The organism is Streptomyces sp. NPDC049813, assembly GCF_044465085.1.
In the GTDB taxonomy this organism is placed as follows: Bacteria; Actinomycetota; Actinomycetes; order Streptomycetales; family Streptomycetaceae; genus Streptomyces.
Genome location: NZ_JBITLI010000010.1, coordinates 1 through 14,273, shown reverse-complemented (window position 1 = coordinate 14,273; position 14,273 = coordinate 1). Strand labels below are relative to the sequence as shown.

General features: G+C 72.8%; 17 protein-coding genes and 1 pseudogene. 11 read left to right on the top strand and 7 right to left on the bottom strand.

Going from position 1 to position 14,273, the window contains the following annotated elements; genetic code table 11:
* Positions 1-51 precede the first annotated feature (51 nt).
* From hisD to ACIBW6_RS20700, 6 genes are all read left to right on the top strand, one after another.
* Positions 52-1,362, top strand: a complete 1,311-nt coding sequence (hisD, locus tag ACIBW6_RS20725; protein WP_399061580.1) for a histidinol dehydrogenase — start codon at positions 52-54, stop codon at positions 1,360-1,362.
* Positions 1,359-2,135, top strand: coding sequence for an SDR family NAD(P)-dependent oxidoreductase (locus tag ACIBW6_RS20720; protein WP_399061578.1), 777 nt, complete (start codon positions 1,359-1,361; stop codon positions 2,133-2,135). Before hisD ends, ACIBW6_RS20720 begins: the two co-directional genes overlap by 4 nt.
* On the top strand, positions 2,132-2,929 hold the full coding sequence (locus ACIBW6_RS20715) for an HpcH/HpaI aldolase/citrate lyase family protein (RefSeq protein WP_399061576.1): 798 nt from the start codon (positions 2,132-2,134) through the stop codon (positions 2,927-2,929). Before ACIBW6_RS20720 ends, ACIBW6_RS20715 begins: the two co-directional genes overlap by 4 nt.
* A 130-nt stretch (positions 2,930-3,059) precedes the next feature.
* Entirely contained in the window at positions 3,060-4,406 is a 1,347-nt protein-coding gene (locus ACIBW6_RS20710) for an MFS transporter (protein ID WP_399061574.1), read from the top strand.
* A gap of 49 nt (positions 4,407-4,455) precedes the next feature.
* Positions 4,456-5,454, top strand: a complete 999-nt coding sequence (locus tag ACIBW6_RS20705; RefSeq protein WP_399061572.1) for an ester cyclase — start codon at positions 4,456-4,458, stop codon at positions 5,452-5,454.
* A 93-nt stretch (positions 5,455-5,547) separates the two neighbouring features.
* Positions 5,548-5,721 carry a CsbD family protein gene (locus ACIBW6_RS20700; protein ID WP_399061570.1) on the top strand — a complete coding sequence of 58 codons (174 nt, stop codon included), beginning with the start codon at positions 5,548-5,550 and terminating at the stop codon, positions 5,719-5,721.
* A gap of 87 nt (positions 5,722-5,808) precedes the next feature.
* Here the strand turns inward: ACIBW6_RS20700 and ACIBW6_RS20695 are convergent, their stop codons facing one another.
* Positions 5,809-6,147 carry a MerR family transcriptional regulator gene (locus ACIBW6_RS20695; RefSeq protein WP_399061568.1) on the bottom strand — a complete coding sequence of 113 codons (339 nt, stop codon included), beginning with the start codon at positions 6,145-6,147 and terminating at the stop codon, positions 5,809-5,811.
* A 164-nt stretch (positions 6,148-6,311) separates the two neighbouring features.
* Between ACIBW6_RS20695 and ACIBW6_RS20690 the strand changes: the two genes are divergently transcribed.
* Positions 6,312-6,695: a hypothetical protein gene (locus tag ACIBW6_RS20690; RefSeq protein WP_399061566.1), complete on the top strand. Its 384-nt coding sequence runs from the start codon at positions 6,312-6,314 to the stop codon at positions 6,693-6,695.
* 96 nt (positions 6,696-6,791) lie between these two features.
* On the opposite strand, the gene ACIBW6_RS20685 is transcribed toward ACIBW6_RS20690, so the two are convergent.
* The 3 genes from ACIBW6_RS20685 to ACIBW6_RS20675 all read right to left on the bottom strand — a co-directional run bounded on the left by ACIBW6_RS20685 (position 6,792) and on the right by ACIBW6_RS20675 (position 9,013).
* Entirely contained in the window at positions 6,792-7,106 is a 315-nt protein-coding gene (locus tag ACIBW6_RS20685) for an SCO5918 family protein (protein WP_399061564.1), read from the bottom strand.
* A 53-nt stretch (positions 7,107-7,159) separates the two neighbouring features.
* The gene (locus tag ACIBW6_RS20680; RefSeq protein WP_399061562.1) at positions 7,160-8,635 is read right to left on the bottom strand and encodes a DEAD/DEAH box helicase; all 1,476 of its coding nucleotides are present in this window, start codon (positions 8,633-8,635) and stop codon (positions 7,160-7,162) included.
* Between the two features lie 174 nt (positions 8,636-8,809).
* Positions 8,810-9,013: a cold-shock protein gene (locus ACIBW6_RS20675; protein WP_324767939.1), complete on the bottom strand. Its 204-nt coding sequence runs from the start codon at positions 9,011-9,013 to the stop codon at positions 8,810-8,812.
* Positions 9,014-9,453: 440 nt separating this feature from the next.
* Here ACIBW6_RS20675 and ACIBW6_RS20670 point away from each other — a divergent pair, with 440 nt between their 5' ends.
* Together ACIBW6_RS20670 and ACIBW6_RS20665 are read left to right on the top strand one after the other, a co-directional pair.
* Entirely contained in the window at positions 9,454-10,110 is a 657-nt protein-coding gene (locus ACIBW6_RS20670) for a hypothetical protein (protein WP_399061560.1), read from the top strand.
* A gap of 98 nt (positions 10,111-10,208) precedes the next feature.
* On the top strand, positions 10,209-10,538 hold the full coding sequence (locus ACIBW6_RS20665) for a hypothetical protein (protein WP_399061558.1): 330 nt from the start codon (positions 10,209-10,211) through the stop codon (positions 10,536-10,538).
* Between the two features lie 114 nt (positions 10,539-10,652).
* Here ACIBW6_RS20665 and ACIBW6_RS20660 read toward each other — a convergent pair whose 3' ends face one another.
* Positions 10,653-10,910: a hypothetical protein gene (locus ACIBW6_RS20660; protein WP_399061556.1), complete on the bottom strand. Its 258-nt coding sequence runs from the start codon at positions 10,908-10,910 to the stop codon at positions 10,653-10,655.
* Between the two features lie 360 nt (positions 10,911-11,270).
* Here ACIBW6_RS20660 and ACIBW6_RS20655 point away from each other — a divergent pair, with 360 nt between their 5' ends.
* Positions 11,271-11,693: a hypothetical protein gene (locus ACIBW6_RS20655; RefSeq protein ID WP_399061554.1), complete on the top strand. Its 423-nt coding sequence runs from the start codon at positions 11,271-11,273 to the stop codon at positions 11,691-11,693.
* A 33-nt stretch (positions 11,694-11,726) separates the two neighbouring features.
* On the opposite strand, the gene ACIBW6_RS20650 is transcribed toward ACIBW6_RS20655, so the two are convergent.
* Positions 11,727-13,511, bottom strand: coding sequence for a SpoIIE family protein phosphatase (locus ACIBW6_RS20650; RefSeq protein WP_399061552.1), 1,785 nt, complete (start codon positions 13,509-13,511; stop codon positions 11,727-11,729).
* 279 nt (positions 13,512-13,790) lie between these two features.
* Here ACIBW6_RS20650 and ACIBW6_RS20645 point away from each other — a divergent pair, with 279 nt between their 5' ends.
* Positions 13,791-14,105, top strand: a complete 315-nt coding sequence (locus ACIBW6_RS20645; protein ID WP_399061550.1) for a hypothetical protein — start codon at positions 13,791-13,793, stop codon at positions 14,103-14,105.
* A gap of 60 nt (positions 14,106-14,165) precedes the next feature.
* On the opposite strand, the pseudogene ACIBW6_RS20640 reads toward ACIBW6_RS20645, so the two are convergent.
* Positions 14,166-14,273 (bottom strand): annotated as a pseudogene (locus ACIBW6_RS20640) (IS481 family transposase); the annotation flags it as partial.

Below are 14,273 nucleotides of genomic sequence, written 5' to 3'. Positions count from 1 at the left end.
ACCCCGCCCGCACACCATCCGCACCCCCTCCCCTCAGCGAAGAGAGCCGTCATGCCCCGATTCCTCAAGTCCCCCGTGCCCGCCGCCCAGGTGAGCGCCGCCCGCGCGGACGTCGCCGACCGCGTCCACGCCATCCTCGACGACATCCGTGAGCGCGGCGACGACGCGGTCCGGCAGTACTCGGAGAAGTTCGACGGCTGGAGCCCGGAGTCCTTCCGTCTGTCGCCCGACGCGATCGCGCGGATCGTCTCGGAGGTGCCGGGCACCGTCCTGGACGACATCCGCTTCGTGCAGAAGCAGGTGCGCACCTTCGCGCAGGCCCAGCGCGACTCGATGCACGACGTCGAGATCGAGACCCTGCCCGGCGTCCGCCTCGGCCACCGCCACGTGCCCGTCGCCTCCGCCGGCGCGTACGTGCCCGGCGGGCGCTACCCGCTGACCGCGTCGGCGCACATGACGATCGTGACGGCCAAGGTGGCGGGCGTGCCCCGGGTCGCCGCCTGCACCCCGCCGATCCGCGGCGAGATCCCCGCGGCCACGGTCGCCGCCATGCATCTGGCAGGCGCGGACGAGATCTACCTGCTCGGCGGCGTCCAGGCCGTCGCGGCACTGGCCCTGGGCACCGAGACCATCGGCCGGGTCCCGATGATCGCCGGCCCCGGCAACGCGTACGTCGCGGAGGCCAAGCGCCAGCTCTTCGGCGAGGTCGGCATCGACCTGTTCGCCGGTCCGACCGAGATCCTCGTCGTTGCCGACGAGCACGCCGACCCGTTCGTCGTCGCCGTCGACCTGCTCTCCCAGGCCGAACACGGCCCCGACTCCCCCGCCGTCCTGGTGACCACCTCCGAGGAGCTGGGCCGCGAGGTCGCGGAGCACATCGAGCGCCTGCTGCCCGGCATGCCCACCAAGGACTTCGCGGGCCCGGCCTGGCGCGACCACGGCGAGATCGTCCTGGCCGCCACCCTCGACGAGGCCTTCGAGATCGCGGACTCCTACGCAAGCGAGCACGTGGAGGTCCTCACCGAGAACCCGCGGCAGGCGCTGGAGAAGATGCACGACTACGGCGCGCTCTTCCTCGGCGAGGGCACCTGCGTCTCCTACGGCGACAAGGTCATCGGCACCAACCACGTGCTCCCCACCCGGGGCGCCGCCCGCTACACGGGGGGCCTGTGGGTCGGCAAGTACCTCAAGACGGTCACCTACCAGGAGGTCACCGACACCGCGTCCTCGGCGCTGCTCGGCGAGGTGTGCGGCCGGGCCGCGCGCGTCGAGCTGTTCGAGGGGCACGCCCGGTCCGGTGACGTCCGGGCGGCCAAGTACGGTCAGGGCACCCTGCCGTGGAACGTGGAGGCGCAGGCGTGAGCGGCGGTTCCGCGGCGCCGCTGTCCGGCCGCACCGCGCTCGTCAGCGGCGGCGGCAGCGGCCTCGGCGCCGCCATCGCGCGGTCCCTGCTCGCCGAGGGCGCCCGGGTGGTCCTCACCGGCCGCAGGGAAAGCGTCCTCGAAGAGACGGCCGGCCGGCTCGGCCCCCGGGCCGCGTACCGGGTCTGCGACGTCGCGCGCCCCGACGACGTCGAGGAGCTGGCCCGGAGCCTCGCGGACGAGGAGATCTCGGTCCTCGTCAACAACGCGGGGATCGCCGGGCCCGTCGCCCCGCTGACCGAGATCGCGCCCGACGCCTGGGACGAGGTCTTCGACGTGAACGTGCGCGGCGTGTTCCTGATGTGCCGGGCCTTCCTCCCCGCGATGACCGCCCGCGGCACCGGGGACGTCATCAACATCGCCTCGGTGTCGGGCAAGCGGCCCCTGCTGCGGCGTACGCCCTACTGCGCCTCGAAGATGGCGGTCATCGGCCTGACGACGACCCTGGCGGGCGAGGTCGGCCCGCTGGGCGTGACGGTCAACTCGCTGTCCCCCGGACCCGTCTCGGGCCCGCGCATGGAGCGCAACTTCCGGCTGGAGGCCGAGCGCACGGGCAGCAGCTACGCCGAGGCCGAGGAGGCGTTCGTCTCCCGCTCCGCCCTGGGGCGCATGGTCACCGAGGACGAGGTGGGCGAGGCCGTGACCGCGATGCTGCGCATGCGCGGCCTGTGCGGCGCCGACATCGACCTGTCGGCCGGGATGGTGGCACGGTGACCGGGCCCGGCGGGCAGCGCCCGCGCCGGAGCCTCAAGGAGCGGCTGGCCGCGGGCGAGCGGCTGCGCGGCGCCCTGTTCCGGCTCCCGTCCGAGACGCTCGTGGAGATGGCGGGTGTCGCGGGCCTCGACTACGTGGTCATCGACTGCGAGCACGGGCCGGCCGACACCGCCCTGCTGCAGAGCCATCTCACGGCCGCGGCGGCCCAGGGGATCGACGTCCTCGTGCGGGTGGGCACGGCCGAGCCCGCGCTGGCCCTGCGCTGCCTCGACCTCGGCGCCGCCGGTCTCATCCACCCGCACGTCGACAGCGCCGAGCAGGCCCGGCGCGTGGTGGCCGCGAGCCACTACCCACCGCTCGGCGAGCGGGGTTTCGCCACGTACAGCAGAGCGGGCCGGTTCGGCACGGTCACCGCGGCCGATCACCTGGCCGCCGCCGCGCAGACGCTGGTCGTGGCGATGGTGGAGACGGAACGGGCCTGCGCGGCGGCCGGCGCGATCGCCGGGACGCCCGGTGTGGACGCCGTCCTGGTCGGTCCGGCCGATCTCGCGGCGGACTGCGGCTTCCCCGGCCCGGAGACCGTCCGCGCCCTCATGAGCGGCGCGCACGAGGCGGCTCGCGCCGAGGGCCGTGCGGTCATGTCCATCGTGCCCGACGAGGAGAGTGCCCGGGCCGCCGAGCAGGCGGGCGCCCAGCTGATCCTCTTCAACATGGCGCAGGTCCTGATGGACACCCTGCGCACCCTCGCGCGGCCCGCTACCCCGGGGCCCACTTGCCCCCCGGCAACCTCTTGACGCCCCTCACCGGGCTCCTTAGTGTTCACCACGAGTTCATACGTATGCACATCGCACTTCACGACTCTTCTTCGCACCCTCCCGCCCCTCCCCGTAGGCACACCCCTCCCCCTGCGCGATCGGAGAAGCCATGTCCGCCGCAGCGCCTCCCAGTACCCTCACCAACCCGCCCCGCGTATCCCCGGAGAAACGGAACGCGATACGCCGGGCCATCGGTGCGGGCAGCATCGGTAACTTCGTAGAACAGTTCGACTACGGCCTCTACGGCTACATGGCCCCGATCATGGCCCCCGCGTTCTTCCCCGAGAGCGACCGGACCGTCGCCGTGCTCGGCACCTACGCGATCATCGCGGTGGCCTGCCTGTTCCGGCCGCTGGGCGGAACGCTGGTCGGCCGGTGGGGGGACCGGGTCGGCCGCAAGAAGACGCTGCTGTGGACCATCGTCTTCATGGGCGTGGCGACCGCCCTGATCGGCGCCCTGCCCACCTACCACCAGGTCGGCGTCCTCGCTCCGGTCCTGCTGCTCGTCCTGCGCGTCGTGCAGGGCACGGTGTCCGGCGGCGAGTACGTCGGCGCGGTGGCCTTCATCGTCGAGTGGGCCGAGCCCGACCGGCGGGCGTACTACACCTCGTACGCCTCGAACAGCTGCTTCCTCGGCACCCTGGCCGGCGCCGGTACGGCCGCGCTGACCAGCTGGGTCTTCGCCGGCCCCGCCCTGGACTCCTGGGGCTGGCGCCTGCCCTTCCTGCTGGCGGTCCCGCTCAGCCTGGTCGGGATCTGGCTGCGCCGGCACATCGCGGAGACCCCCGAGTTCGTCCGCGCCACCGCCGACGGCACGGAGGTCGTCAAGGCGCCCATCCGCGACGCGCTGCGCTTCCAGCGGCGGCCCATCCTGGTCTACTGCGGCATCTCGATCATGTGCGCGATCCTCTCCTACACCTGGGTCACGTTCTATCCGCAGTACCTGACGGACACTCTCGGGTTGCCCCGCTGGATGGGGCTCGCCTCGAACGCCATCTCGATCGCGGTCCTCATCCCGCTGCTCCCGCTGGCCGGCATGCTGTCGGACCGGATCGGGCGCAGGCCGATGCTGATGATGGGCGCCGCCGCCTGCATCGTCCTGGTCCCGCTCGCCTTCTGGGTCGGCGAGCGCGGCACCTTCGGCGCCGCGGTGGCCAGCCAGCTGATCTACCTCGTCCCGGAGTTCTTCCTCACCGGCATCATCACCGTCTGCGCCGCGGAACTCTTCGCGACCCGCACCCGGTTCAGCGCGAGCGCCATCGCGTACAACAGCTCCTTCTCCATCTTCATGGGGATCACCCCGTTCGTGGCGACGCTGCTGGTCAGCACCTTCGACACGATCTACGCGGTCTGGGTCTACCTGGCGGCCGCCGCCGTCCTTGCCCTCGTCGTGGTGACCTCCTTCATGACGGAGACGTACCGGAGCCAGCTGGGCGCCGACAAGTTCGCCCGCTGAGAACCACCCTCGTACATACGGATTCACACCCCCTGAGAACGGAGCCACCATGCCGCTGGACCCCGCCGCCTACCTGCCCTACAAGGACCCGGACGACTTCATCCGCGAGGTGACCGACCGCATCTGGGTCGGCCGGGACATCGCCTACATCGTCGACAACTACGAGCCCGACTCGATCGTCCACACCAGCCTGGGCACCGTCGTCGGCCGCGACGGCGTGATCGAGGGCACCACGATGCGCATCGGCAGCACGCCGGGGCACATCGGGCAGGCCGAGGACGTGGTGTGGGAGGCCCGCGGGGACGACGCGTTCCTCAGCTCGCACCTGGTCTTCTCCGCCGACGAGCACCTCGTCGGCGGCCGCAACGTCCGTGTCCGCAAGCGGACCGTGGCCAACTGCCTCTACCGCCGGGGCCGCATGGTCGAGGAGTGGGTGGTGCGCGACGAACTCGCGGACTGCCTCCAGCTCGGCATCGACCCCGCCGAGGCGGCCCGCGCCCTGCGCTTCCAGGGGTACACCGGGTCGATGACCGAGGAGCCGCCGAAGGACGTACTGCTGCGCGGCGTCAGCGGCCCGCGCCCGGACGACTTCCGCCCCGAGTGCGAGATGGTCCTGGAGTTCATCGACGAGGTGTGGACCCGGCGCCGCCTGCACAAGGTCCACGACTTCATGGTCCGCGACCTGTTCCTGCACACGGTCGGCGACCGCACCGTCATCCGGCCGGAGCGCTACCAGGCGGACCTGCTCTCCCTGGTCGGCGCCTTCCCCGACGCCCGGTTCGCCGTCCGCGACGTGCAGACGCACTACGCGGAGCGGTACGCGGGCCTGCGCGTGGCCGTCACCTGGACCATGCACGGCACCTACCGGGGCACGCCCGACTTCGGCCCCCTCACCGGGCAGCCGGTCACCATGCTCGGCGTGTCCCAGTTCCTGATCCAGGACGGCCGCATCGTCAAGGAGGTCCGCGTCTACGACGAGATCTCCCTGAGGGCGCAGATCAACGCGGGCCGCGGCGACGGCCCGGACGTCGAGGTCAACATCTACTGAGCGGCCCGCAGGTTTACGCGGCGGCTGAGCGGCCAGGCGGATGTCAGCACATGATGTCGATGGCACGTTGATGGCAAGGGAGCGTGAGCGGACATGACCGCCAACGAGAAGGCCAAGGCGAAGGTGGAGCAGGCGTCCGGCGCCGCCAAGGAGACCGCCGGCCGCGCTGTGGGCAACGAACGCCTCACCGCCGAGGGCCGCGCCCAGCAGATGAAGGGCGACGCGCGCCAGGCCAAGGAGAAGACCAAGGACATCGGCAAGCACTAGCCGATCGGGGCACCAGCTGCCTGGTGCCCCCACCGCCACCGAGGGCGGCCCCGGACCGGGGCCGCCCTCGTGCGTGCGGTGCGCGCGTCAGCCCGGCTGCCCGACGGAGCCCGCCTGGGCCCGCCGGTACTGCTCGTTGAGCCGCTGGGCCTCTTCGAGCTGGTCCTCCAGGATCACGATGCGGCAGGCCGCCTCGATCGGGGTTCCCTGGTCGACCAGTTCGCGGGCCCGGGCCGCGACGCGCAGCTGATAGCGGGAGTAGCGGCGGTGGCCGCCCGCCGAACGCAGCGGCGTGATCAGCCGGGCCTCGCCGATCGCGCGCAGGAAACCGGGGGTCGCGCCGAGCATCTCGGCCGCCCGCCCCATGGTGTACGCGGGGTAGTCGTCATCGTCCAGCCGGCCGCTCAGCGGGGTCTGTGCAGTCATTCCACCTCAATGGGTCACGCGCCTGGAGGGCTCTGGTGCCGGACGGCGACAGGGCCCTGAGGGAAATTCAACACCATGCGACGGCCCGGTCACACCTCGGCCGACGCGTTCGCGTCCGCCCCGCGCGACGGGCGGGGCCCGGAACCCGCATAGAATGTGCGGCCATGTCGAAGCCTGACGAACTGCTCACCGTGCTCGCCGCCACCGTCGAGTCGGAACAGAGCACTCAGATGTCCCTCACCGTGGTCACGGGTGGCACTGTCATCACCGGTCGGCTGGCGCCCGAGGCGATCTGGCGGCAGCGCGTGTCCGAGGTCCTCAAGGACTCGGACCAGCTCGGGCCGTTCTCGGTCGCCTTCACCGCGCTGGAGGCCCGGGAGGCACCCGTGCCGCCCGCCGCCGACCGGACCCCCACCCACCTGCACTTCCATGTCGCGCGGATCCTCCAGGGCACCATGGGCATCCCCGAGACGGGGGGCATGTACCGGGTCGCGCTCTCGGACGTCAACGCGTGGACGGTCGGTGACTTCAGCTACTCCGACCACTGATCCGTCCCAGCAGCACGTGAGGGCCCGGCCGGTGTTCCGGCCGGGCCCTCACGGGTGCCGCGGTACGGGGGCGGCGCACGCCGCCCCCGGGGTCGGTCAGTTCGCCGCGGGCGATCCCAGCAGCGCGGAGGCCCGCTGATAGGGGGTGCCGGCCGGCGGACGCGCCTCGACGGCGAGCGGCACGGCCCGGCAGACGAACCCGAGCTGCGTCATCGCGCGCAGCACCTCGCCCGCGCTGAAGTCGCGACGGTCCTGTCCCGTGACGGCCTGGCCGACCTGTTTGACCGGGTAGTGGCGTCGCCCGATGATCACGGACTCACCGGTGACCGGCTCGGGCCGGACACCCTTCATCGTCTCCAGGACGCCCGCCTTGGTCAGGTCGAACGGGAAACGAGCGATGACACAGCGCATGGGACCTCACAGGGAGAGTGGGAGCGGAACCGGCCGGGCCTGCCGTGCCGGTGTCACGCGGCGGACGGCCGGGCGGGGCGGCGGCGGGCGGCGGAGGCGGGGCGGCGACGGCCCCGTGGGGCCCCGCCGCGCCCGGCCCGTTCGGCCGTCGGCTGGGCGATGACCACCGGGACGCCCGAGGGGGGCTGGGCGCCGGTGATGCGGTGCAGTTCCTGCTCGCCGGAGCGGACCTGCGTGACCTGCGGCCGGATCCCGGCGTCCGCCATGAGCCGGGTCATGCCGCGCCGCTGGCCGGGGGTGACGAGCGTGACGACACTGCCGGACTCCCCGGCCCGCGCGGTCCGCCCGCCGCGGTGCAGGTAGTCCTTGTGGTCGGTCGGCGGGTCGACGTTCACGACGAGGTCGAGGTGGTCCACGTGGATGCCGCGGGCGGCCACGTTCGTCGCGACGAGCACGGTGACGTGCCCGGCCTTGAACTGGCTGAGCGTGCGGGTGCGCTGGGGCTGCGACTTCCCGCCGTGCAGCGCGGCGGCCCGTACGCCGCTGCGCAGCAGGGAGGTGGTCAGCCGGTCGACCGCGTGCTTGGTGTCCAGGAACATGATCACGCGGCCGTCGCGGGCGGCGATCTCGGTGGTCGCCGCGTCCTTGTCACCGGCCTGGATGTGGAGGACGTGGTGCTCCATCGTCGAGACCGCGCCGGCCGAGGGGTCGACGGAGTGGACGACGGGGTCGCTGAGGTAGCGGCGCACCAGCAGGTCGACGTTGCGGTCGAGGGTGGCGGAGAAGAGCATCCGCTGGCCCTGCGGGCGGACCTGGTCGAGGAGCGCGGTGACCTGGGGCATGAAGCCCATGTCGGCCATCTGGTCGGCCTCGTCCAGCACGGTGATGCCCACCTGGTCGAGCAGGCAGTCGCCGCGGTCGATGAGGTCCTTGAGGCGTCCCGGTGTGGCGACGACGACCTCGGCGCCGCCGCGCAGCGCGGAGACCTGGCGGCCGATCGACATGCCGCCCACGACCGTGGCGAGCCGGACCCGGACGGCCCGCGCGTACGGGGTGAGCGCGTCCGTCACCTGCTGGGCGAGTTCCCGGGTGGGGACGAGGATCAGCCCGAGCGGCTTACGGGGCTCGGCGCGCTGCCCGGCGGTGCGGGCGAGCAGCGCGAGGCCGAAGGCGAGGGTCTTGCCGGAGCCGGTCCGCCCCCGGCCGAGGACGTCGCGGCCGGCGAGGGAGTTCGGGAGCGTCGCGCCCTGGATCGGGAAGGGGACGCTGACACCCTGCCGGCCCAGTTCGGCCAGGAGCGGCGCGGCCAGGTCGAGTGCGGCGAATTCCTCGACGGCGGGCAGGGCCGGGGTGATGGTTTTCGGGAGGGCGAATTCGCCCTGCGGCCCGGTGGGGCGGCGACGGGGGCCACCGCCGGATCGCTCGGCGCGGCGCGGGGCGGGCGTTCCGAAACGGCCGCCGTTGCGGTGGTTTCCGGAATTGCCGTCACGGCTGCGGCCGAAACGCTCGTTCGTGCGGGTGCGGTTCATGGGGAACCTTCCTCGATGCGGCGCACATCTTGGAATTTCTCCGGGGGCGCACGGCACGGAGAACCACAGGACATGGACCGGACGGAACGCGAAATGCGTCGTGCGGGAAAACTGCGCACAGCTGGGGCCCGCACCCCGAAGGATGCGGGCCCCAGCTGTGGATGTGCGCGAGCGTCAGGCCTGAACGATGTTCTCGGCCGTCGGGCCCTTCTGGCCCTGCGCGATGTCGAACGAGACCTTCTGGCCCTCGAGCAGCTCACGGAAGCCCTGGGCGGAGATGTTGGAGTAGTGGGCGAAGACGTCGGCGCCGCCGCCGTCCTGCTCGATGAAGCCGAAACCCTTTTCGGCGTTGAACCACTTCACGGTGCCAGTAGCCATTTTTTCTCCTTTGGGGCAGTTCATCGGGGCCCGCACTGCGCGGACACCGTGTCGCCGCGATGATTACCCCGCCGGAAATGACCGGTGAAACAAGAATGCTCCTGGCGGCCGAGCCGGCCAGGGGCACCTGAAGTTCGGGAACCACAACTGCAACTGAGATCGACAGTAGCACGCCACATGTCCGGGCACCGGGTAGAAATTCGGGCCCCGTCCGATGCGGCAGAAATACTTACCGCGGGCACCGGCAAACCCTCATCCGGCGGTGACAGATATTGCCCGGCGGCGCGTTCCGTATCGGTTCGGCCGTCCGGCCCGTGATGCCCGCACGGGCATCACGGGCCGGACGGCCCGCGGCCGCGCTGTTATCCGCCGACTCCCGAGTGGCATAAACCTCCCGAGAAGATCATTCGTCTTTCCTAGTGTTACGGGAGTGCTGTGTGATGCGTATCCGCAGACAACTGCTGTTCGCGGCAGTCGCGCCATTGGCCATCGGCGTGGCCGCGTCGACCGCCTGCGCCGATCCCCGGCCCCCGGCGGGCGCCGCGGCGAGCACGCGGACGGCAAGCGTCGTCACCGAACTGAGCGCACAGGAGATCTCCCTCGGCGACCGTGCCACGCTGCAGGTGCGGGGGCGGCTCGTGGAGGGCGACACGCTGCTCTTCCCGCTGTCGCAGATGGCGGTGGCCGTCGAGGTCCGCGGCGAGCAGAGCACGACGCCGCAGCGGTGCAACACCACCACCAGCCGCGAGGGCCGCTTCAGCTGCACGTTCAGCGTGACCGCGCACGACGCGACGACGGCGACCGTCACGTTCCCGGGCAACGCGCTGTTCGCCCCGGGACGGGCCAGCACCACCGTCGCGGGCCCCGGCCGGCAGGGCACGCCCGCGCCGGCCACCCCGGCGGCGCCCGCGAAGCCGGCGGCGTCGGCGGCGCCGGCGGCCCCCGCGAAGCCGGCCGGCGGGACGCTCACCGCCGTCTCGCCGTCGCTGCACGCCGCGAAGCCGGCGGCGTCGGCGGCCCCCGTGAAGCCGGCCGGCCCCGCGGCGTCGGCGGCGGCGCCGGCGGCCGCGCCGAGCACGGCCGGGCGCCCGCACTAGCCCGACCGCGGCGCGGGATGACACCTACGGGTGGCGGCGCCCGGCCGTTTCCGGTGCGTCGCGGCCCGGGCCCCGGACCGGGCCGTCAAGGTCGTGCCATGTCGATTCTGCCGCGGGCACGCCGCCCGCTCCGTCCGACCGTTCTGACGCTCGCCCTCGCGGCGGGGCTCTGCCTGGCCTCGCCGGGCGTCGCCGCCGCGGCGGACCCGGGGCCGACCGGGGAGCCCGCGACCGCGGGGGCTTCCCCGGTCACGCCGGGCGGCCCCTCCTGGGGGCTGGAGCAGGTCCAGTTCGCTCCCGACCGCATCGTCTTCACGGACTCGGCGTCCGGGTTCGACGACACCGGCGCCGCCTACTTCGAGCGGACGGTGCTGACGGTCGGCGGGCCCGACGGGGCCGGGTACTCAGTGGTCCGCTCCCACTCCTGAGCGGTCGTGGGCCGTGAGGGCCGGCGGGCCCACACAGACGGGTGCCCCGAAGTCAGGGACTTCGGGGCACCCGTCTCGGCCAGGCTCAGCGGCCGGGCCGCACCGTGGGTCGCGTCAGGAGTGCGAGCCCGTGGCGCTGCCGGAGGCACCCGTGGGGCCGGCCTTCTTGGTGGTGGTGACGAAGTAGGCCTTGCCGTCCGGGGTGAAGCCGCTGAACGTGGCGGACGTCATGCCACCGTTGACGTTCGCGGAGTTCTGGGCCTTGCCGTAGCCCGGGCCGTCGCCGTCGTGGGCCGACGCAAGGCCGGCGCCGCCGATGACGAGGGGAGTGACGAGGGCACCGACTGCGACGTACTTGGCGATCTTGCGCATCTGATGCGGTCCTTTCATGGTTCGACGGCCCGAGGCAAGCCCCGGCACCTTTGCCAGGGCTCGGCGGAACGAGCCACCTTCCGCCGACTCCGACCCTGCCGCCCCCGGCCACCCTCCGCATCCGCAATTGTCACGCTGCGTGACGCCGCCGGGGAGCGATCAACCCCCGCCACCGCTCTGAGCAGCGCAAAAGCGGGTCCGCGGGCCTCCAGTGTGATCGTCGGGTTTCCCCCGAACAGCGGCAACGGTCGTGCGCGCGCTCGCCGTCAGCACTCCCTTTGCGGGGCCTTTGCGGGCGACACAGACTCGAAACGCCGCGGCCGACCGGCCCGGCGCCACGGCACCCGCCCGGAGGAACCCATGACCCGTATGCGCGCAGGCCTCGTCCAGACCGCGGCCGTCCTCGCCCTGTCCACGGCCGCCGCCGCCCTCGCCACCGGCGGCGCCGCGGCGGCCGACCGGCTCGAGATCGTCTCGGCGACCGCCGTGAGCGACCACGTCGAGGTGACCGTCCGCTACCGCTGCGAACCGCTCCTGGGCACCGACACGCTCGGTGTCGCGCTCACCGACCTGTCCAGGGGCGGCATCTACACCGCTTCCGCCACCCCGACCTGCGACAACGCCTACCACCGGGTGACGCTCGCCACGGCGCGCACCGCGGGGCCGCTCACGGCCGCCCACCGGGACGCCGCGGTCACCGCCTCCCTCGGCGCCTCGCCCGACCCGCACCTGATGCCCACCGCCAGCACGCAGGCCACCGTGTCCCTGAAGGGCAAGGCCTGACCGTCCGGGGCTTTCGGGGGCGACCGGAAGGGATCAGGGCTCTTCCGGTCCGTCCTCGTCCAGCGCGAACCAGACCGTCTTGCCCTCCGGCTCCGGCCGGACGTTCCACTGGTGGGCCAGCAGGTCCAGCAGGACCAGGCCCCGCCCGGACGAGGAGAGCTCGCCCGGAGCACGCCGGTGCGGCACGTCGTCGCTGCGGTCGGTGACCTCCACGAGGAGGCGGCGCCGGCCCGGCTCCCCACTGATGTCGGCGCGCAGCACGGCGTCCTGCTCGGTGTGGACCAGCACGTTGCCGAGCAGCTCGGAGGCGAGCAGCACCGCCGTGTCGATCTGCTCGGGGCGCGCCCAGTCGTGCAGCAGTCCCTGGAACTCGATCCGCGCGTCGCTCAGCGCCTCCGCCTGGTCCTGTTCGAGGGTCAGGCGCAGACGGCGGCCGGGCGGGCCCGCGGGGACCGTCGCGGGGTCGCGGCGCAGCAGGAGCAGGGCGATGTCGTCCTCGGTGAGGGAGGCCGGCTGGTCCCCTTCCTGCGGGGTCTCCGGCGCCACGACCGCGCTCAGCAGCCGGTCCGCCATGGCGTCCAGGTCCTCGGGGGTGCCGGGGGACAGCGCGTTGCGCACGCGCAGCCAGCCCGAGTACATGTCGTGGCCGCCGGACTCGATCAGGCCGTCGGTGCAGAGCATGAGGACCTCGTCCTCCCGCAGGGTGACGATGTTGACGGGGTAGTTGTCCTCTTCGAGGCCGAGTCCCAGGGGCAGGCCGCCGCTCAGGTGCTTGAGCAGGCAGGTGCCGTCGGGCAGGCGCAGCACCGGGTGGGGGTGTCCGGCGCGGGCGATGCGCAGGGTGCCGGTGTCGGGGTCGGCCTCCAGGTAGATGCAGGTCGCGAAGCGGTCCTCGTCGAGCGCCGCCAGGAAGTGGGAGGCGCGGGCCAGGACGGCGTCGGGGCCGTGCCCCTCGGCGGCGTAGGCGTGGATGGCCGTACGCAGCTGCGACATGAGGCCCGCGGCGTGCATGTCGTGGCCCTGGACGTCGCCGATCACCAGGCCGAGGCGGCCGTTGGGCAGGGTGATGCAGTCGAACCAGTCGCCGCCGACCATGAGCCCTCCGCCGGTGGGCAGGTACCGGGCGGCGGTGGTCAGTCCGTCGACGCCGGGTCCCGAGCCGCCCATGCTGCTGCGCAGGCTCTGCGAGAGGGCGCGGTCGGCCTGCCCGGAGTAGGTGTGCTCGATGCTCTGGCTGAGCAGCCGGGCGATGGTCACCAGCAGGGCGCGCACCCCGTCGGTCATCCGGACCGGGGCGTCGAAGGCCGTCATCCAGACGCCGGTGACCTGCCCGTAGGTGGTCAGCGGCAGGAAGGCCCAGGCCTGATGGCCCTCGCGGTCGGAGAGCTCCCAGGTGCCGGGGAAGCGGGTCCGGTGCTCTTCGGGGGAGGCGAGGAAGACGGGGCGTCCGGTGCGGGCCACCTGGGCCCCGGGGTAGTCGGACTCCAGGGGCGCCCGGAAGGCGCCGTCGTCGCGGCTGCGGATGCCGAACTGGCCGACGCAGTGCAGGACGGCGCGGTCCGCCCGGAAGACCGCCTGACCGCACAGGGGCAGCGTCGGGTCGGCAAGCTGCGAGATCAGGGCGAGCGCGTCCCCGAGGGAGTCCGTCCGCGCCAGCGCGTGGCCGGTCAGGAGCAGGTCGGCGCCCCGGTGGCGGATGCGGTCGGCGGCGTGGCCGGAACCGTCGGCGGTCGGCCCCTCCATCCGGTTGAGGGCCTCGACCTGGCGTACCTCGGCGGCGTACTCCTCGGAACGCCCCTGCTCGCGCCCTGCGCCCACCTGTGCCACTCCCGTCTGCTCGGCCCTGCGGCGTTTTCCCCCATCGTCCGCCGAATACCGGCCGCACGCCCGCTCTGCCGGGTCCCGTACGGTCGCGGGCCGGGCCCGGCGGTGAACTCGTGCCGTCGGAGCGAGGGTTGAGGGGCGGGAGGGGCGCGATCGATTGGTGCATTCGGGGGAATCGCACTCGCGCGGCGACGCATATCGCTCCCCCACCGGCGGCAGTGGGCTAGTCGTGGTCGTGTCCCCCACCGGCACCGCACGAAGAGAGCCCATCTGATGACGTCCCTGCGGCAGCTGGAGGGCTATCTGCTGTGGACGTCGAAGGCCGCCGAGGCCCGCACGCAGGCCGAGGAGTTCACCGGGCGGCTCCCCTGGCTCACCACCGCGCAGCGGGAGGAGGTCGAGCGGGTCTTCACCGAGGAGCGGCTCGTCTTCCACAAGGCCGCGCTCGTCCAGCTGGCGGCCCGCGCGCGTGAGCTGCGCGGCGAGTACGACGAGCGGTACGCCCGGCTGAAGGCGCGCTGTGTGGGGGTGTGCGCGGGCGGTTTCGGCGCGGCCGTCGGCGTGGTGTCGTACGTCGTCCAGAAGTGAGCGAGAGGGGCCCCAATCCGCCGTGATCACGGCGGACCGGGGCCCCTCTCGCGCGACGGGCTAGCTGTACTGCCCCGTGAGGTTGGGGACGCGGCTGGCGGGTGGTTGGCCCGCGAGCGCGGTGTGTCCGCGGTGGTGATTGTAGGTGTGCAGCCAGCCGGGGAACGC